This is a genomic window from Kitasatospora sp. NBC_01287, from assembly GCF_026340565.1.
GTDB lineage: Bacteria > Actinomycetota > Actinomycetes > Streptomycetales > Streptomycetaceae > Kitasatospora.
In genome coordinates, this window is sequence record NZ_JAPEPB010000001.1 from 850,047 (window position 1) to 869,025 (window position 18,979).

Genomic DNA, 18,979 nt, shown 5'->3' on the forward strand with positions numbered 1-18,979 from the left:
TCCGGGATGCCGGGAGGACCCCATCACAGCCGGTAACCTGTCGATGACAGAACCGGTAGATCCGACAGGCCGTCATGGGGTTACGCATGGACCGGCTTCCGCCGACGGGGCATCCCGTCCACCCGTCCGCCGCCCCGCAGCCGGAGTTCGGCGCCGAGCTGCGCCGTCTTCGGACCGAGCGCGGCCTCTCGCTCAGCGCGCTCTCCCGACTGCTGCACTACAGCAAGGGCTATCTCAGCAAGATCGAGAACGGCGGCAAGCCGGCCGGCCCCGATCTGGCCCGCCGCTGCGACGCGCTGCTGGACGCCCAGGGCGCACTGCTGCGCCTCGCCGACCCCGTGGCCGACGCCGAGGTCGCACCCACCGTGCCGGTGCCCCCCGTGCCGATGCACCCCGTGCCGGTGCCCCCCGCGCCGGTGCCCCCCGCGCCGATGGTCCTCGTGCCCGGGGCGCCCTCCGGGGCGGTGCCGGCCGAGCCCGACCTCCCCTGCCCGTACTTGGGCCTGGCCGCCTTCGGGCCACAGGACGCCCGCTGGTTCGCCGGTCGCGCGAGCGCGCTGGCAGCCCTGCTCGACCGGCTGGCCGAGCGTGCGGGCCACGGCCCGCTCGCCCTGGTCGCGCCGTCCGGCGCCGGGAAGTCCTCGCTGCTGCGGGCCGGCCTGCTGCCCGCGCTGCGGCGCGGCGAGCTGCCCGTCACGGAGCCCGGTCCGCGCCGGGCGGTGGTCTGCACCCCCACCGCCCACCCACTCGCCGAGCTGCGCCGCGTCCTCGCCGGCGCCTCGGCCAACGCCCCGATCAACACCTCGACCGGCGGCTCGACCGGCGCTCCGACCAACGCCCCGACCAACGCCCCGACCGGCGGCGAGCAGGCCCGGAGCGGCCTGGTGCTGGTGGTGGACCAGTTCGAGGAGGTCTTCACCCTCTGCCAGGACCCCGTCGAGCGGCAAGCGTTCATCCAGGCCCTCTGCGCCCTCGCCACCAGCACAGACCGCGCACCCGCCCTGGTCGTCCTCGGCGTCCGGGCCGACTTCTGCGGGCGCTGCCTGGACCACCCCGACCTCGTCCCGGTCCTCAGCCGCGGTCTGCTCGCCCTCGGCCCGATGAGCGCCACCGAGCTGCGCGAGGCGATCACCGCTCCGGCGGTGGCGGCCGGCCTGCTGCTCGAACCCGGCCTGGTCGAGGTGCTGCTGCGTGACCTCGGCCTGGCCGGCGTCCCGCACCAGGGCGGCTCGCCGGAGGAGTCCGACGCGCTCGGCGCCGCTCCGCTGCGGGCCGGGCCGGCCGGGGTGCTGCCGCTGCTCTCGCACGCTCTGCTCGCGACCTGGCAGCAGCGCGAGGGGCGCACCCTCACCGTCGCGGGCTACCTTCGCACCGGCGGCGTGCAGGGCGCGATCGCCGCGACCGCCGAGAACCTCTTCGCCGGGCTGACCGGCGAAGGCCGGCAGGCGGCCCGACAACTGCTGCTCCGCCTGGTCCACGTCGGCGAGGAGAGCGAGGCGACGCGCCGGCCCGTGCCGCTCGACCAGCTCCGGGGCCCGGGGGGCACCGGCAATCCGGCCGCGCCCGTGCTCGACGCCTTCGTGCAGGCCAGACTGCTGACCGTCGACAGCCAGACCGTACTGATCACCCACGAGGCGCTGCTGCGGGCCTGGCCCCGGCTGCGCGGCTGGCTGCAGGCCGACCGGGCCGGCCTGCTGGTCCGCCAGCAGCTCGCCGAGGCCGCCGCCGAATGGGAGCGCACCCGCCATGATCCCGCCCTGCTCTACCGGGGCAGCAGACTCGCCACCGCCGTCGAGCATCTGCACGATCCGCGACGACGGGCCGAACTGACCCCGGGCGAAGTCGAGTTCCTGACCGCAGGTCACCAGCAGGAGGCCGAGCGGCAGCGGACCGCGCGGCGCCAAGCCCGTCGGCGACGCCAACTGCTGGTCACCCTCGCGGTGCTACTGGTGCTGGCCGTCACCGCGAGCGCCACCGCCTACCGGCAACGGGCCGCCGCCTTCGCCGAGCGCCGGACCGCGCTCTCCAAGGCACTGGCCGCCGAATCGGCCGGGCTCGCGGCCGGCCGGCCCGAGGCCTCGATGCTGCTGGCGGACGAGGCCTTCCGCACCGCGCCCACCACGGAGGCGCGCGGCGCGCTGCTCAGCACCCAGTCGCAGGCCTTCGCGGGCCGGCTCTTCGGCCACACCGGGCCGGTCAACGCCGTCGCGTTCAGCCCGGACTCCACCCGGCTGGCCACCGCGAGTTCGGACGGCACGCTGAAGCTCTGGCAGCCCGCGGACCGGCGGCTCGACACCACCCTCACCGGCCACGGCGGACCGGTGCGCGCCGTCGCGTTCAGCCCCGACGGCCGGACCCTGGCCTCCGGCAGCAGCGATGGCACCGCGCGCCTGTGGGACCTGACCGGCCGTCAGCTGCCGGTCACCCTCTTCGGTAACGGCGGCGGCGTCCGCTCGGTGGCGTTCAGTCCAGACGGCCGGACCCTGGCCTCCGGCGGGGCCGACCGCGCTGTCCGGCTCTGGGACACCACCAGCCACACCCTGCTCGCCACCCTCACCGGCCACAGCGACGAAGTCCTCGGCCTGGCGTTCAGCCCCGACGGCCACACCCTCGCCTCCGCCTCCGCCGACCATGACATCCGGCTCTGGGACACCATCGGCGACAGGCTGCTCGGCGCGCTCACCGGCCACAGCGACGAAGTCCTCGGCGTGGCGTTCAGCCCCGACGGCCACACACTCGCCTCCGCCTCCGCCGACCGCACCGTCCGCCTCTGGGACACCACCAGCCACACCCTGCTCACCACCCTCACCGGCCACAGCGACGACGTCAATGGCGTGGCCTACACCGACGGCGGCGCCACTCTGGTGAGCGCGAGCGGCGACGGCACGGTCCGGCTCTGGGACCTGGCCACCCGCCGGATCACCGCCACCCTGTGCGGTCACACCGACTACGTCCAGGGCGTGGCCGTCAGCCCGGACGGTGCCGTGATCGCCACCGCCGGCTTCGACCAGACCGCCGCGCTCTGGCGGCCCGGCGCGTCGGCGCTCACCGCGCACCCGTTCACCGAGATCTGGCAGAGCGCCATCAGCCCCGACGGCCGCACCGTCGCGGCGGCGGACGCCGCGCACACCGTGCGGCTCTGGGACGTGGCCCGGCACCGGCCGGCCGGTACGCTCGGCGGTCATAGCGGCTCGGTCTTCGGTGTCGCCTTCAGCCCGGACGGGCGGCTACTCGCCTCCGCCGGCGCCGATCAGACCGTCCGCTTGTGGGACCTCGCAAGTGGCAGCCAACTGGCGGTGCTCAGCGGCCATCAGGGCTCGGTCTTCGCCGTGGCCTTCAGCCCGGACGGGCAGTTGCTCGCCTCGGCGGGCGAGGACCGCACCGTGCGCCTCTGGGACGTCCGCACCCGGCGACCGGTGGGCGTGCTGAGCGGGCACACCGACTTCGTGAACGCGGTCGCCTTCAGCCCGGACGGCCGACGCCTGGCCTCCGGGAGCGATGATCTGACGGTCCGGCTCTGGGACGTCGCCGACCGGCGGCTCGCCACCACGCTGACCGGGCACACCGGCGCGGTGCGCGCCGTGGCCTTCGCCCCGGACGGCCGCACCCTGGCCAGCGCCGGGAACGACGGCACCGTCCGCACCTGGGACACCCACGACCACGCACCTGGCGCCATCCCCACCGCCATCGCGACACTCACCGGGCACACCGGGTCGGTCCGCGGCATCGCGTTCGCCCCCGACAGCCGCACCCTGGCCAGCGCCGGGAACGACGGCACCGTCCGCACCTGGGACACCCGCGACCGCACCCTCACCGCCACCCTCACCGGCCACACCGACGCCGTCTGGTCGGTGTCATTCAGCCCGGACGGCCGCACCCTGGCGAGCAGCGGCAGTGACGGCACCGTGCGCCTGTGGAACGCCAGCACCGAGGACCGTGCCGCCGAGATCTGCCGGTTGCTGGGCGTGGTCAGCCCGGAGCAGTGGGCCCGACTGCTCCCCGACCAGCCCTATCGGCCCGGCTGCTGAGCCGGCAGAGAAGCGCAGCTCAGCAGGGGTTTCCCAGAGCGTTTCCCGTTTCCCGGTGATTGGGCGACAGCTGTCCACTGGACACCACCGGGAGCCGGCGACCACTCTCGAAGCACCGTCAGTCGCGGCGCTGTCGCGGCAGTCGCCGCAGCGGTTCCACAGCCCTGCGGCCCTGACGGTTCATCAGTGACCACCATGCCCCGTGCCCTGTGCCCCGTGCTCTCTGGGAGCCCCGCCATGCCCACCTTGCCTACCATGCCCACCTCGAACGCACCGAACGCACCGAACGCCGACGTGAGCGCCGTCCTGCACGCTGCCACGGTCCGGGCCAGGCTCCGCGTCGCGCTCACCACCATCGCCTGCCTGCTCCTGCTGCTGACCGGGCCGCCCGTGGCCGCCCACGCCGCGCCGGCCACGGGCCGTGCCGGGCCCGTGCCGGACAGCGCCTACCCGGGCCAGGCCGCCGACACCGGCGAGTGCGCGCCGCTCGCGCCGGGTGCCTCGGCAACGGCCGAGAGCGCGGTCCGAGCCGCCTGCGGGCAACTCGGTGTCTGGTACACCTGGGGCGGCGGCCACGGCGCGACCCCGGGCGCGACCTACGGCTACCCCGACGGGGTCGATCCGGCCAGCGACCATGACGGTGAGCGCCTCGGCTTCGACTGCTCCGGCCTGGTCCGCTACGCCTACGCCCAGGCCACCGGGCAGGACTTGCTGAACGGCGATGCCGGCCAGCAGTTCTACACCCCGCACACGGCCCAGCGCTTCACCCCCGAGCAGGGCGGCGGCCCGCTGCTCCCCGGCGACCTGCTCGCCTACGGCAGCTCCGACAACCTCCACCACATCGCCATCTACCTGGGCGCGGGCAAGATGGTCGAGGCCCGCCAGTCCGGCACCCACATCATGGTCAGCGACGCCCGGCTCGGCGGCGACTACTTCGGCGCGGTCCGGATCGACCCGGGCCCGGTGTCCGGAACCACCGAGCAGACCTGGGGCACCGGCGTCTGGACCCACGCCCAGCCGTCCACCGACAGCCCCCGCGTCTACGCCTTCGCCGACGCCACCACCGTGCGGGTCTCCTGCCAGGAGCACGCCCAGAGCGTCACGGCCGAAGGCATCACCAACGACGCCTGGTCCTACCTGCCCGACTACCGGGCCTGGCTGAGCAACATCTATCTCCAGGGCCCGGCCTGGCTCGACTCCGTCCCCACCTGCTGAGGAGAACTCCCATGTCCTGCCTGCCCACCTTCCGCACCGCGGCGGTCACCGCCGCTCTCGCCCTCGGCGCCGGTCTGCTGATCGCCGCCCCGGCCGGCCCGGCCTCGGCCTCGGCCGCCGACTGCGCCGGCGGGGCCAACGGCTTCACCGACATCTCCGACAGCGCCTCCGGCACCGTCCAGCGCTCGATCTCCCACCAGGGCGACACGATCACCCTGCAGTCCACCGGCGGCAAGGGCTTCGCGAAGATCGAGGGTGCCACCCGCTCCGGCGAGAGCATCTGGATGGACTGGACCCGCGACGGCGGCCACACCTGGCTCCAGTGCGGCCCGTTCGGCGTCGACCACGGCGACGGCTCCACCAAGACCTCTGCTGCCAAGACCACCAGCTCCGACCCGAACTACCGGTTCCGCGCCTGCGGCCTGACCCTCGACCAGGCGATCAGCTGTACCGACTGGTGGTAGACCACGCGGCCCGGGGCCGTGCGCCCCGCTCGGGCCAGGCAGGGCGGGCCGAGCGGGGCGCACGGCCCCGCGCGGCGAGCAGCAACGCGGTGAAGGTCCTGCTCACCGAGCCGCGCTCGCCCCATACGCCGTTTCGCTGGACGCCGTCCGCTGTAGGAGCTGCCGCGGCGCCGGCTTCGGATCAGGTTCCTCGACCATCAGCAGTGATCGCCGAGCACGCCGAGCAGTTCCAGCGGCGCTGACCGGTGTCAGCGGAACGCGGCGATATTGCGGGCGGCCCAGTCGGCGAACGGGCGCGGGGCGCGGCCGAGGACGCGCCGGACGTCCGGACTCACGCGCAGTTCGGCCGGGTTCGGGGAACCGAGGATGTCCAGGGTGTCCTCGGCGAGCTCCGCCGGCATGGTCCGGGCCATGGCGGCCTTGGCCTCGTCGCGGGTGAGCTCGTGGAACCGCACTGGCGAGCCCAGCGCGGTGGCGATGGCCGCCGCCTGCTGGCGCGGCGTGATCACCTCCGGGCCGGTCAGCTCGTACACGCCACCGGTGTGCCGGTCATCCAGCAAGCAGGCCGCCGCGACGTCCGCGATGTCCGCCGGGTCGATGATCGGCACACCGATGTCGCCGAAGGGAGCGGCGACGACCCGCCGCGCGCGGATGGAATCGGCCCACCACAGGGCGTTGGAGGCGAAGCCGCCCGGCCGCAGGACGGCCCACTCCAGGCCGGACTTGCGCAGCACGTCCTCCAGCGCGCGCATCGCGATCCGCGTTGCGCCGAAGGGCCTGGTCGCCGCGCCCTGTGTGGAGAGCAGGACGACCCGACGGACCCCGCCGGCCTCGGCTGCGCCGATGATGTCGGCCGGGCCGGCTCCGGCGGCGTGCAGGTCGCCGGACAGCAGCAGGAACAGCGATTTCGCTCCGGCCAGCGCGGGCTCAAGGCCGGCGGGCTCGGCCAGGTCGGCCACCACGTGGCGGACGCCGTCCGGCACCGCCGCCGCGTGCCGTGACACCGCCGTCACCCGCTGGCCCGCCTCGGCCAATGCCCGGGTCAACGGCCGGCCCACATTCCCGGTAGCCCCGGTCACCACGATCATGTCCAGCTCCTTGTCCAGTGCCTTCTGTGGCCTTCACGGTAGGAGTCCGGCTAACTCTTGGTAAGTACATACCTTTAGGTAAGCTCAACACGTGACGGGAAGCGCGCAGCACACACGGGCCGAGGCGGGGGAACGGTATGAGGTGTTTCACACCGAGTGCCCCGCGCGTGATGTGGTCGACCATGTGACCAGCAGGTGGGGTGTCTGGGTGCTGATCTCCTTGCGGAGCAACGACCTCCGGTTCTACGAGCTGCGCGAGAGCATCCAGGGCATCAGCGAGAAGATGCTCGCCCAGACCCTGCGCGCACTGGTCCAGGACGGGCTGCTCCGGCGGGAGGTCGAGCCGACGACGCCGCCCCAGGTCACCTACGGGCTGACCGAGTTCGGCCGGGACGTCGGCGAGCCGCTGGCGGAGCTGTTCGACCGGATCACGCGGCGGCTGTCGCCGCGCGACGCCGGATAGCGTGGGAGCGGCCACCACCAAAGCGCATCCAATCTGTCCGAGCGCCCCACGGCCCGAGACCTTGGTACGGCCGGTCCGCCAGGAGGCGGGCTTGACTCACGCTCAGCTCGCGCCGAGGCGGCCGGTGTTGTGCGCCGACGGGCCGGTGAGGTTCGGGCCGAGCGACCGGCAACTGTGCGACGAGACGACCGGCTGGTCGCGCCGCGCCACGCACTCACCGTGGGACACGTCGGCTCATGGGATGTCCGTCAAGACGTCACCGCCGGGGTCCGACGATGCTCTGCGATCCACACCATGGGCATCGTCGGGGCCGGCATCCGGGTTTCGATGTTCTGATCCGAGCCCCTCCGGCCCAGGCCCGCGACAGCGAGCAGCCCTCCGACGGCAATACCTGACGACAGGTCGGATGCTGCCGTGGCGACGTAGGTTGCGCGGAGTCCACCGCATCCGCAACCGCGGTCACAGCAACGCGGCCGGGAGCGACCCTTCGTGGGTGAGCAGGTACTCCTTGCGCTCCAGCCCGGCGGCGTAGCCGGTGAGCGAACCGTTCGCGCCGATGATCCGGTGGCACGGGCGGACGATGAGCAGCGGGTTGGCGCCGATCGCGGTCCCGACCGCGCGGACCGCCGCGCGCGGCGCACCGATCTGCTCGGCCAGCCGCCCGTACGTGGTGGTGCTGCCGAACGGGATGGTGTCGATCGCCTGCCAGACCCGCTGCTGGAACTCGGTGCCGCCGGCGCGCAGCTCCAGGGCGAATTCCTCGCGATCCCCGGCGAAGTAGGCGCGCAGCTGGTCGACGATCTCCGGGAACGCCCCGGGGGCCGACCGCCAGTCCGGCTGGACGGTGGCCGCACGGCGCTGGCCGGTCACCGTGAGCGAACGGAGCGCGAGCCCTGCGGGCGAGCTCGTCGACTCCTCACCAACCAGCAGCAACTCGCCGAGCGGGCTGTCGGTCGTGGTGTAAAGAGTGCTGGTCACGGTGGTGGTCACGGCGGCTGACCTCTCTGGCTGAAGGCGGTGTACCCCTCTACTCTGCCGTGCCCTGGGCCCCCCGACCGGCGGATTTCGGACCTCGCCCTCAGGCACTGTCCGCTCGTTCAAGCTACCGCACGGAGCTGGGCCGGGCCGGGCCACGGCGGGCGGCCGGAGCTGCCGGCCGCAGTGACTGCTGCCGGCCGCGGTGACTGCTGCCGGCCGCGGTGACTGCTGTCGCCGCGGTCGCCGCGGTCGCTCCAGCGCGGATCGAGCGATTGTCAGGGGCAGTGCCTAACGTGGGCTCCGTGTTCACCGCGCCGACCCGGGCCCTCGCCCTGCCAGTCGATCTGATCGCCCTCCAGCAGGCGCTGCTCGCCGCCGATCGGGCGGTGGGCGACTTCGCGCTCGCCGTGCGCGACCGCAGGCGGGCCGCCTTTCCCGAACCGTCGCAGGCCGTGCAGCGGTGTACCCGGGCGGCGGGCGAGGAGACCGAGTTCGACCGCCGCTGGGAGGCGTACGTGCGGGCCGGTGCCGCGGTGCGGGAGCATCCGGTGCTGGTCCGGGCCCGGGTGCTGGGCGTCGAGGCCGAGGCGCTGTGCGCACTGCGGGAGGCGGCCGCAAGGCCGGTCGGCTGAACCGCGGCCCGACGCGCCCACGGCGTCGAGGGCGCAGCCAGGAGCGCGCTCAGGAACGCGGTCAGGAACGCGGTCAGGAACGCAGTCACCCGGCGGCCGGACGCGGGCTGGTGCCGCGGCCGAGCGTGCGGGTGACCGTGATCTCGATGACCGCCCGCTCCGGGTTCGGGCGCGGGGCGCGGTAGCGCCGGGCGTACCTGTCCTCGGCGTCCGCCACCGCCTCGGGCTCGCGACGCAGCACCGCGATCCCCTCCAGCGTCGCCCAGCGAGCACCGTCCACCTGGCAGAGCGCGACCCGGGCACCCCGCTCGCCCGCCGCCGCGACATTGCGGGCCTTGCGGCTGCCGGCGCTGGTGATCACCCGGGCGGTGCCGGTGGCCGGGTCGTAGGTGGCTCCGACCGGAACGACGTGCGGTGTGCCGTCGGGCCGCAGCGTGGTGAGGGTGCACAGGTGCCGCTCGGTCCAGAAGGCGAGGAACTCGTCACTGAGCACGGGCACAGGCACGGGCACGGGCACAGGCACGGGCACAGGCGCGGGCACAGGCGCGGGCACAGTCACCGTCGCGGCGTCGGCAGGGGCGGGGGCGGCGTCGCGGCCGGCATCGGGGCTGGTCATCGCCCCACCCTACGGGGCGCCCTGCACGCGCTGAACTCCGGCGGGCGACCTCAGTTCGTGCTGACCACCGTGTAGTGACGCACCTCCGGCGGGTGCTCCAGATAGGTCAGCTCGTTCTCCGACCAGACCGGGCGCATCGCCCACATCGGCCCCGCGTAGGCACGCAGCGCCGGCTCGTCGCGCCACCTGGTCACCACCAGGACACGGTGCGCGCTGTCCGGCAGCGAACGCAGCAGCTCACCACCGAGGTAGCCGTCGAGGCCGTTCAGCTCCGGCAGCATCTCCGACTGGATCACCGCGCAGAAATCGCTCATCATCCTGGGCGCGACCTGCGCCTCCCAGATCCGGATGATCATCGCTGCCTCCTCCCCCGCGGTCCGTACGTCCCGGCGGAAGTCTCAGGACTCCATTATCGACTGCGACCAGGCGCTGCCACCCGCTGCCACCCGACAGGCGCACCCCGACACCACCCCGACACCACCCCGACACGCGCCGGCCACACACTCGGGGCCGCACCGGCCGGGCGGAGGTAGGCTGGCCGCCAATCGAGCGCCGGACCCCGCCGCCCCACGAGGGCGCCGGGTCGGCGCGTCCGGACCACACGACGGCCGGGTGATCCTGCGTGGCGGTCTTCCTCCTGGCGATCGGCTCGGCCTGTTGCCTGGGCCTGGGTTTCGTGCTGCAGCAGCACGCCGCCCAGCGGGCGCCGCGGGCCGACCTGCTGCGCTGGCGGCTGCTGCTGGACCTGCTCAAGATGCCCGAGTGGCTGGCCGGGATCGGGGCCATGGTGGTGGGCCTGGTGCTCAGTGCCTGGGCACTGGCCCTGGGCGAGGTCTCGCTGGTCGAGCCGCTGCTCACCACCAACCTCGTCTTCGCGATGGCGCTGGCCAGCGTGCTGACCCGGCAGCGGCTGGGGCGCTCGGGCTGGGGCGGGGTGCTACTGCTGGGTCTGGGCGTGACGGCCTTCATCGTGGCGGGCGATCCGCACGGAGGCGGCGCGGTGGCGGGCCAGCTGCGGCACTGGCTGGTCTTCGGCGTGGTGGCCGGGCTGGCACTGCTGCTGGTCTCCTTCGGACGGCGCCTGCCGCTCTTCGAGGAGGCCACCATCCTGGCGCTGGCCGCCGGGCTGCTCTACGGACTGCAGGACGCGCTCACCCGTGCCACCGCGACCCACATCGACGCCGGCGGGCTGCGGGCGGTGCTGCACCACTGGGAGCCGTACGCGGTGATCGGGCTCGGCGCCACCGGGCTGCTGCTGGTGCAGAGCGCCTTCGAGGTCGCGCCGCTGCGGATGTCGCTGCCGGCGCTCACCGCGGCGCAACCACTGGCGGGAATCGTCTGCGCGGTCGGGTTCCTCGGCGACCGGCTGCGGGTGACGCCGGTCGCGCTGGCCTGGGAGGCCGTCGGTCTGCTGGCGATGGTGCTGGGCGTCGTGGTGATCGGCCGCCACCCGTCGCTGCCGAACGCCTGCGGGGCCGGGCCCGGCGCGACGAAGCTGCCGCACCCGTGAGCGCCGGCGCAGCACCGGCTAGGTGCGGTGTGTCACCGGCCTGGGCCGAAGGCCGCCTGAGAGCTGACAGGTTGTCGGGATTGGGCTGACACCGGGTGGGGAGGCTGCAAGGACACCCGAAAGCACCCGATGACACCCGTGAGCACCCGTGAGCACCCGTGATCATTTGAGATCACCCGATCGCCTGGGTGACGCGGAGGCGTCCGGCTCGTTGGCCGGTGGATCGTTGGTATCTCACCGACCCGTCCCGCCGGCGCCGGCTCCCGTCAACGCCTGGTCCCACTGGTCCAGGCCCCATCAGCTCCAAGTCCCAGCAGCTCCAGGCCCCACCAGCTCCAGTTCCCCATCAGCTCTCACTGATTCAGGAGCGGTCCCATGTCGCAGTCCCGGATCGTCCGTGCCGCCCTCGTCCAGACCCGGTGGACGGGCGAGCAGTCCTCGATGCTCGAACTCCACGAGCGGTACGCCCGCGAGGCCGCCGCGCGGGGAGCGCGGATCATCGGGTTCCAGGAAGTCTTCAACGCGCCCTACTTCTGCCAGGTGCAGGAGCCCGAGCACTACCGCTGGGCCGAGCCGGTGCCGGACGGCCCCACTGTCAGCCGGATGCGCGAACTGGCCGCCGAGCTGGGCCTGGTGATGGTCGTGCCGGTGTACGAGGTGGAGCAGAGCGGGGTGTACTACAACACCGCCGCCGTGATCGACGCCGACGGCAGCTACCTGGGCAAGTACCGCAAGCACCACATCCCGCAGGTCAAGGGGTTCTGGGAGAAGTACTACTTCAAGCCCGGCAACCTCGGCTGGCCGGTCTTCGACACCGCCGTGGGCAAGGTGGGCGTCTACATCTGCTACGACCGGCACTTCCCCGAGGGCTGGCGGGCGCTCGGACTGGCCGGGGCGCAGATCGTCTACAACCCCTCGGCGACCAGCCGCGGCCTCTCCGGCTACCTGTGGCAGCTGGAGCAACCGGCCGCGGCCGTCGCCAACGAGTACTTCGTGGCCGCGATCAACCGGGTCGGGGTGGAGGAGTACGGGGACAACGACTTCTACGGGACCTCGTACTTCGTGGACCCGCGCGGCCAGTTCGTGGGCGAGGTGGCCTCCGACAAGGAGGAGGAACTGGTGGTCCGGGATCTGGACCTGGGACTGATCGACGAGGTCCGCCAGCAGTGGGCGTTCTACCGCGACCGGCGGCCGGAGGCCTACGGGTCGCTGAGCGAGGCCTGAGCCCGCGCACGCCGCGCGGAGGCCCGAGCCCGCGCCACGCGCGACCACCGAACGCCGCACCCCCTTGCCGAGGAGGATCCACCCGATGACCACCACCGACCTCGCGACCGACCAGCTGCGGGCCCGGCACCGTGCCGTCCTGCCCGCCTGGCTGGCCACCTACTACCGCGAGCCGATCGAGCTGACCCACGGTGAGGGCCGGCACGTCTGGGACGCCGAGGGCAACCGCTACCTCGACTTCTTCGGCGGCATCCTCACCACGATGACCGCCCACGCGCTGCCCGAGGTGACCAAGGCGGTGGCCGAGCAGGCCGGCCGGATCCTGCACACCTCCACGCTCTACCTCTCCTCGGGGATGGTGGAGTTGGCCGAGCAGATCGCCGAGCTCTCCGGCATCCCGGACGCCAAGGTCTTCTTCACCACCTCCGGCACCGAGGCCAATGACGCCGCGCTGCTGCTGGCCACCAGCTACCGCCGCTCCAACCAGATCCTGGCGCTGCGCAACAGCTACCACGGCCGCTCGTTCACCACCGTGGGCATCACGGGCAACACCGCCTGGTCCCCCACCAGCCTCTCGCCGCTGCAGACGCTCTACGTGCACGGCGGCGTGCGTGACAGCGGCCCGTACGCGCGGCTGACCGACGCCGAGTTCATCGCCGCCTGCGTGACGGACCTGCGCGAGATGCTCGGCCAGGCCGAGGGCACGGTGGCCGCGCTGATCGCCGAGCCGATCCAGGGCGTCGGCGGCTTCACCCACGGCCCGGACGGGCTGCTGGCCGCCTTCCGCGAGGTGCTCGATGAGCACGGGATCCTGTGGATCAGCGACGAGGTGCAGACCGGCTGGGGCCGCACCGGCGACCACTTCTGGGGCTGGCAGGCGCACGGTCAGGCCGGCCCACCCGACATCCTCACCTTCGCCAAGGGCATCGCCAACGGGATGTCGATGGGCGGTGTGGTGGCCCGCGCCGAGGTGATGGACTGCCTGGGCGCCAACTCGATCTCCACCTTCGGTGGCAGTCCGATCACCTGTGCCGCCGCCCTGGCCAACCTGCGCCACCTGCTGGAACACGACCTGCAGGCCAATGCCCGGCGCACCGGCGCCGTGCTGCGCGCCCAGTTGGAGGCCGCGCGGCTGGAACTGCCGATCGTGCGGGAGGTGCGCGGCCGCGGCCTGATGCTGGGTGTCGCGCTGACGGACGCCGCCGCGGCCACCGCGACCCTGGAGCACGCGAGGGCGCTGGGCCTGCTGATCGGCAAGGGCGGCCGGGCCGGTGACGTGCTGCGGATCGCTCCGCCGCTGTCGCTGACCGAGGTCGAGGCGCGCGAGGGGGCCGACCTGCTCGTCGAGGCGCTGCGCCGGGCCGGCGCCGAGCGCGAGCAGGCGGCCGGGGGCACCGGGGCTGCCGGCACGACCGGGGCGACCGGGGCGACCGGGGCGGAGCTGCGGGCGTGACGCGCATCCGGATCACCGGCGGCCTGGTGATCACCGCCGCCGAGGAGCTCCTGGCCGACGTGCTGATCGAGGGCGAGCGGATCGTCGCGCTCGCCACCACCGGCAGCGACGTGGCAGCCGGCTGGCAGGCCGACCGGGTGATCGACGCGAGCGGCCGGTACGTGATCCCCGGCGGGGTGGACGCCCACACCCACATGGAGCTGCCGTTCGGCGGCACCAGCGCCTCCGACACCTTCGAGACCGGCACCCGGGCCGCCGCGTGGGGCGGCACCACCACCATCGTGGACTTCGCGGTCCAGCCGAGGGGCGGCTCGCTGCGGGCCGGCCTGGACAGCTGGCACGCCAAGGCCGAGGGCAACTGCGCCATCGACTACGCCTTCCACACCATCGTCTCGGACGTCACCGACGAGGTGCTGAAGGAGTTGGACCTGCTCACCGAGAGCGGCGAGTCGACCTCCTTCAAGCTCTTCATGGCCTATCCCGGCGTCTTCTACAGCGACGACGGCCAGATCCTGCGGGCGATGCAGCGCTGCGCGGGCAACGGCGGCCTGATCATGATGCACGCGGAGAACGGGATCGCCATCGACGTGCTGGTCGCGCAGGCGCTGGCCGCCGGGCACACCGACCCGCGCTACCACGGCGAGGTACGCCGCGAGCTGCTGGAGGCCGAGGCCACCCACCGGGCGATCAAGCTGGCCCAGGTGGCCGGTTCCCCGCTCTACGTGGTGCACGTCTCGGCCGCCTCCGCGCTGGCCGAGCTGGCCACCGCCCGGGACCAGGGCCTGCCGGTCTTCGGTGAGACCTGCCCGCAGTACCTCTTCCTCTCCACCGACAACCTGGCCGAACCCGGCTTCGAAGGCGCCAAGTACGTCTGCTCCACCCCGCTGCGCCCGCGCGAGCACCAGGCCGAGCTGTGGAAGGGCCTGCGCACCGACGACCTGCAGGTGGTCTCCACCGACCACTGCCCGTTCTGCTTCGCCGGCCAGAAGGAGCTGGGGCGCGACGACTTCTCGAAGATCCCCAACGGGCTGCCCGGCGTGGAGAACCGGATGGACCTGCTGCACCAAGCGGTGCTGGAGGGGCGGATCTCGCGGCGCCGCTGGGTCGAGATCGCCTGCGCCGCACCGGCCCGGATGTTCGGCCTCTACCCGCGCAAGGGCACCATCGCGCCGGGTGCCGACGCCGACATCGTCATCTACGACCCCGGCGCGGTCCAGACCCTCTCGGCCGCCACCCACCACATGAACGTCGACTACTCGGCCTACGAGGGCCGGCAGGTGACCGGGCGGGCGGAGCTGGTGCTGTCGCGCGGCAGCGTGGTGGTGGCGGACGGCCGCTGGCACGGCCGGGCCGGGCACGGGTCGTTCCTGCGCCGGGGGACCTGCCAGTACCTCGGCTGACACCACCCCCTGACCCCGACGAACGGAGAGTGCGGATGGACATCGGGCTCGTGCTCCAGACCGACCCCCCGGCCCGCCTGCTGATCGAGCGGATGCGCCGCGCCGAGTTGGCCGGCTTCACCCACGGCTGGACCTTCGACTCCTGCGTGCTGTGGCAGGAGCCTTTCGTGATCTACAGTCAGATCCTGAGCCAGACGGTCAGGTTGACCGTCGGGCCGATGGTCACCAACCCGTCCACCCGGACCTGGGAGGTGACCGCCTCGCTCTTCGCCACGCTCAACGACCTGTTCGGCAACCGCACGGTGTGCGGGATCGGGCGCGGCGACTCGGCGATGCGGGTGGCCGGGCGGCGCCCGGCCACGCTGGCCCGGCTCAGCGAGGCGATGCACGCGATCAAGGAACTCGCCGAGGGTCGCTCGGCGGTGGTCGACGGCACCGAGCTGCGACTGCCGTGGGTGCGGGACGGCGCGCTGCCGATCTGGATGGGTGCCTACGGCCCCAGGGCCTTGGAGCTGACCGGCCGCCAGGCCGACGGCTTCATCCTGCAGCTGGCCGACCCGTACCTGACCGAGTACATGATCAAGGCGGTGCGCTCGGCCGCGGCGGCGGCCGGGCGCGACCCGGGCTCGGTGCGGATCTGCGTCGCCGCCCCCGCCTATGTGACGGCGGACGACTCCCCCGCCGCGCTCGCCCACGCCCGCGAGCAGTGCCGCTGGTTCGGCGGCATGGTCGGCAACCACGTGGCGGACCTGGTGACCCACTACGGCGAGCACTCCGACCTGGTGCCGGAGGCGCTCACCGCCTACATCAAGGACCGGCACGGCTACGACTACAGCCACCACGGCCGGGCGGGCAATCCGGACACCACCTTCGTGCCGGACGAGATCGTCGACCGGTTCTGCCTGATCGGCCCGCCCGCCACCCACCTGGCGCGGCTGGCCGAGCTGCGCGCACTCGGCGTCGACCAGTTCGCGGTCTACGCGATGCACGACGCGATCGACAGCACCATCGAGACGTACGGGAGCGATGTGATCCCGCTGCTGTGATCCCGTTGCCGTGATCCCGTTGCCGTGATCTCGCTGCCGTGATCTCGCTGCCGTGATCTCGCTGCCGGGGGCCGGGCCGGGCGGCCGGCGGGGCCGGCCACCGGCGCCGGTGGGTGAGCCATCAGTGCCGGGCGAAGGTGCGCACGAAGCTCGCGGTCGCCGAGCCGAGCCCGGTGGCGTCGTCGTAACCCGGCGCGGCCTTCAGCGAGGTGTCCTGGTCCTCCAGTGACAGGAAGGTGAGGAAGGCCCCCGGGTGCTCCCAGTCGGCCTGGTAGGTCCGCACCCACGGCGCCTGACCGGCCGGGGCCGGGAGCACGTCGTGGATCGCCGGCGTACCACCCATCGAGTAGAGCAGCGGATTGGCGAAGCCCAGCGCGTGGCCCGCGGCCTGGGCCGCGTCCGCCTCCAGTCCCGCGATCAGCGGGGACGAGCCACTGGTGCCGCCGCCCATGACCTCCTGGTAGGCGCCGCCGAGCGGGGTGTAGCCGACCAGCCAGCCGCTGGCCGGGTCGGCGTCGGCCGAGAGGTCCGGCTGCACGCGGTGGGCCGGCGCCGTGCCGCCGGCGGTCGCAAGGGCCGAGGGGACCTTGCCCTTCTGGTACCAGGGCTCACTGATCAGGGAGCTGCGGCCACCGGTCGAACCCATCTGGAACGTCCCGGGCGGCGGCGTGAGGTAGCCGGTGCCCTGCGGGTCGAGCTGGACCGCGTCGCTGCCCCAGGCGAGCTCGCCGGCCACCTTGCCGGACCTGCCGATCTCCAGGGTGGTGCCGCCGACGGAGGTCGCCCACTGGTCGGCTGCCGGGAAGACCACCATGCCGGGGGTGCCGGCCGGCTCGCCGTCCAGCCCGTCACCAAAGTCGCCGGAGGCGTAGTCGAAGCCGATGCCCTCCAGCGTGCCCTGCTGGAACATCTGGTCCCAGGCCGCCATCGTGGTGGGCGTGCTGGTCCGCTCGTCGGTGCTGTACGAGTCGGTCGCCACGTCCGCGAGGTGCTGGTCGACGATCCGGGTGGTGGCGTCGAGGTAGGCCAGCGAGCCGCCACCGTAGCCCTCGTCGGACGTGCAGTCCGCGCCGACGTACACCACCTTGGCGTCCGGGGCGGCGATGTGGATCGTCTCCACGTCCAGCGACTCCTCGGTCGCCTGGGCGGATGTGCGGCAGCTGGCGGCGAAGTTCGGGCCGAAGTTCTCGCTGTACTGGCCGGGGGCGAAGCCGGGCACGCCGTGCGCGGCGAAGAACGTGTCGGCGTCGGCCTCCATGGTGGGCAGCGCGCCGTCCAGCACCACGGCCACCGTGCGGCCCCTGCCCGTGTACGGACTGTTCGTCACCCCGTAGGCGTCCCGCATCTGCTGGGGCGTGTAGCCGCAGACCTGGTCGATGGCAGTGGTGCGGCCGTTGACCGCCGGGATCGGGGAGCTGCTCTCGCCCCACCACTGCGAGCACGGCTGCGGAACGGCTCCGCCGCTCGACCCGGCGGCGGGCGTGGGGGCGGCGGCCCTGGCGGCGGCGGGCGTGGGGGCAGTGGGCTTGGCGGCCGTGCCCCTGGGGGTGGCCGTCGGGGTGGTGCCGGTGGGAGCCGCGGGCGGGGCCGGGTCCGTCGGCTCGTTGGCGGACGGGTTGTCGAGCCCGATGACCGTGGTGATGTCGTGGCCGAGCGCCGCCGGCACCGAGATCCCGCTCACCGGGGCGTAACCGACGCCCCACGACCAGGCGTAGCTGTGCAACGTGGTGGCGAACGCCTGCTGCGCCTCGGCCACGGTGCCGGTGACCGTCAGGTAGTGGGCGTTGCTGCCCGTGACGTGCATGCCCAGGCCGCTCAGCCAGCTGCTGACCTTCGCCGTCTGGGCCGCGGTGGTGCCGTAGCGCTGCTCGAACTGGGTGGGCGTCAGGTAGTGGGCGTAGTCGCGGCCGGACGGATCGGAGACCGACCGGGCTGCCTCGGCCAGACCCATCGGATCCTGCCCCGCCAGGTAGACCCGCAGCGACAAGGTCCAGCTTCCCGGGGCCGCACCGGTGTCGGCGGGCGGCTGGGAGGATGCGGTCCAGCTCGGGACGGCGGACGGCAGGGCGGTGCGGGTGGGGGTCGCGGCGCCGGCGACCGGCGCGACCGCACCCGCCGCGACCAGCGTGGCCGCGGCCAGCGCCGCGGCGCCCGCCATGGTGCCGGCTCCGGGGCGTCGGGCGGTCGGGGTGGCGGACTGCTGCTGCTGGGCCAAGGTCTCACGCTCCATCAAGAGGCTTCGGTCCGACCGGCGGTGGGCGGACCCCACGGACCGCCTCGATCGCCGATGCACCCGCGGTGCACCGGCGGCGACGGCCGCTCAGCAGCTGGAAACGTGTCGACGCGCGGTTTCGGTCGCACCGGGTCACTCGGCTGCTGCCCTCCTCGGTGACGCGCGCTCGGCTACCGGGCCGCGACGCGGTCAGCCGCGGGCATGGTGGCGGTCGACGGGGCGGAGGCCGTGCCGGGGCCGGGGCCGGGGGCAGAGGGAATATCCGGGTCGTGGTGTTCCCTCAGTGCCTGCTGGACCGGGTGCACGGTGGAGCGGAGCTCCTGCCCGAGTTCGCCGAGTTCCGGAATCGCTCCGGTGACAGCCCTGGTCATCAGTGCCTTGGGGTGCAGGTCCTGCGGGCGGAGGTCGGCGAACTCGGGGCCGAGGGTCTTCTTCAGCTCGTCCGTACCGGTGCGGGCGAAGGCCTGGAGATTGCGCAGCAGGCGCAGGGCGTCGGCGATCAGCACCGGGACCTTCTCCGGTCCGAAGATCATGACGGCGAGGGCCATCAGAACGGCGATCTTGACGAAGCTCAGATCGAGCACGGCGGTCTCCTCGGGATCGGGGCAGTCAGGATCGGGGCGGACCGG

Annotated in this window: 16 protein-coding genes; 10 read left to right on the forward strand and 6 right to left on the reverse strand. The window is 73.3% G+C overall.

Annotated features, from left to right (window positions below; genetic code table 11):
- Positions 1-86: 86 nt before the first annotated feature.
- From OG455_RS03350 to OG455_RS03360, 3 genes are all read left to right on the forward strand, one after another.
- On the forward strand, positions 87-4,028 hold the full coding sequence (locus tag OG455_RS03350; protein WP_266289976.1) for a helix-turn-helix domain-containing protein: 3,942 nt from the start codon (positions 87-89) through the stop codon (positions 4,026-4,028).
- Positions 4,029-4,265: 237 nt separating this feature from the next.
- Positions 4,266-5,243, forward strand: a complete 978-nt coding sequence (locus OG455_RS03355; RefSeq protein ID WP_266289982.1) for a C40 family peptidase — start codon at positions 4,266-4,268, stop codon at positions 5,241-5,243.
- Between the two features lie 11 nt (positions 5,244-5,254).
- Entirely contained in the window at positions 5,255-5,707 is a 453-nt protein-coding gene (locus OG455_RS03360) for a hypothetical protein (RefSeq protein ID WP_266289984.1), read from the forward strand.
- Between the two features lie 248 nt (positions 5,708-5,955).
- On the opposite strand, the gene OG455_RS03365 is transcribed toward OG455_RS03360, so the two are convergent.
- On the reverse strand, positions 5,956-6,795 hold the full coding sequence (locus tag OG455_RS03365; protein ID WP_266289986.1) for an SDR family oxidoreductase: 840 nt from the start codon (positions 6,793-6,795) through the stop codon (positions 5,956-5,958).
- Between the two features lie 91 nt (positions 6,796-6,886).
- Between OG455_RS03365 and OG455_RS03370 the strand changes: the two genes are divergently transcribed.
- Positions 6,887-7,258, forward strand: a complete 372-nt coding sequence (locus OG455_RS03370) for a helix-turn-helix domain-containing protein (RefSeq protein WP_266289988.1) — start codon at positions 6,887-6,889, stop codon at positions 7,256-7,258.
- A 459-nt stretch (positions 7,259-7,717) separates the two neighbouring features.
- Here OG455_RS03370 and OG455_RS03375 read toward each other — a convergent pair whose 3' ends face one another.
- Positions 7,718-8,248 carry a methylated-DNA--[protein]-cysteine S-methyltransferase gene (locus OG455_RS03375; RefSeq protein WP_266289990.1) on the reverse strand — a complete coding sequence of 177 codons (531 nt, stop codon included), beginning with the start codon at positions 8,246-8,248 and terminating at the stop codon, positions 7,718-7,720.
- Between the two features lie 290 nt (positions 8,249-8,538).
- On the opposite strand from OG455_RS03375, the gene OG455_RS03380 reads away from it, so the two are divergent.
- Positions 8,539-8,868: a hypothetical protein gene (locus OG455_RS03380; RefSeq protein WP_266289992.1), complete on the forward strand. Its 330-nt coding sequence runs from the start codon at positions 8,539-8,541 to the stop codon at positions 8,866-8,868.
- 85 nt (positions 8,869-8,953) lie between these two features.
- On the opposite strand, the gene OG455_RS03385 is transcribed toward OG455_RS03380, so the two are convergent.
- Both OG455_RS03385 and OG455_RS03390 read right to left on the reverse strand, forming a co-directional pair.
- Entirely contained in the window at positions 8,954-9,361 is a 408-nt protein-coding gene (locus OG455_RS03385) for a pyridoxamine 5'-phosphate oxidase family protein (RefSeq protein ID WP_266289994.1), read from the reverse strand.
- 173 nt (positions 9,362-9,534) lie between these two features.
- Positions 9,535-9,840, reverse strand: a complete 306-nt coding sequence (locus OG455_RS03390; RefSeq protein WP_266289996.1) for an antibiotic biosynthesis monooxygenase — start codon at positions 9,838-9,840, stop codon at positions 9,535-9,537.
- 266 nt (positions 9,841-10,106) lie between these two features.
- Here OG455_RS03390 and OG455_RS03395 point away from each other — a divergent pair, with 266 nt between their 5' ends.
- From OG455_RS03395 to OG455_RS03415, 5 genes are all read left to right on the forward strand, one after another.
- On the forward strand, positions 10,107-10,994 hold the full coding sequence (locus OG455_RS03395; RefSeq protein ID WP_266289998.1) for a DMT family transporter: 888 nt from the start codon (positions 10,107-10,109) through the stop codon (positions 10,992-10,994).
- 375 nt (positions 10,995-11,369) lie between these two features.
- Positions 11,370-12,218, forward strand: a complete 849-nt coding sequence (locus OG455_RS03400) for a nitrilase-related carbon-nitrogen hydrolase (RefSeq protein ID WP_266290000.1) — start codon at positions 11,370-11,372, stop codon at positions 12,216-12,218.
- A gap of 85 nt (positions 12,219-12,303) precedes the next feature.
- Positions 12,304-13,671 (forward strand): aspartate aminotransferase family protein, encoded by a 1,368-nt coding sequence (locus OG455_RS03405; RefSeq protein WP_266290002.1) that lies wholly within the window; start codon positions 12,304-12,306, stop codon positions 13,669-13,671.
- Positions 13,668-15,071 (forward strand): dihydropyrimidinase, encoded by a 1,404-nt coding sequence (gene hydA, locus OG455_RS03410; RefSeq protein WP_266290008.1) that lies wholly within the window; start codon positions 13,668-13,670, stop codon positions 15,069-15,071. The genes OG455_RS03405 and hydA overlap by 4 nt, the downstream gene beginning before the upstream one ends.
- A gap of 35 nt (positions 15,072-15,106) precedes the next feature.
- Positions 15,107-16,117: a TIGR03842 family LLM class F420-dependent oxidoreductase gene (locus OG455_RS03415; protein WP_266290010.1), complete on the forward strand. Its 1,011-nt coding sequence runs from the start codon at positions 15,107-15,109 to the stop codon at positions 16,115-16,117.
- Positions 16,118-16,238: 121 nt separating this feature from the next.
- Here OG455_RS03415 and OG455_RS03420 read toward each other — a convergent pair whose 3' ends face one another.
- Positions 16,239-18,347: a protease pro-enzyme activation domain-containing protein gene (locus OG455_RS03420; protein ID WP_266290012.1), complete on the reverse strand. Its 2,109-nt coding sequence runs from the start codon at positions 18,345-18,347 to the stop codon at positions 16,239-16,241.
- A 173-nt stretch (positions 18,348-18,520) separates the two neighbouring features.
- On the reverse strand, positions 18,521-18,934 hold the full coding sequence (locus OG455_RS03425; protein WP_266290014.1) for a hypothetical protein: 414 nt from the start codon (positions 18,932-18,934) through the stop codon (positions 18,521-18,523).
- Positions 18,935-18,979: the final 45 nt, after the last annotated feature.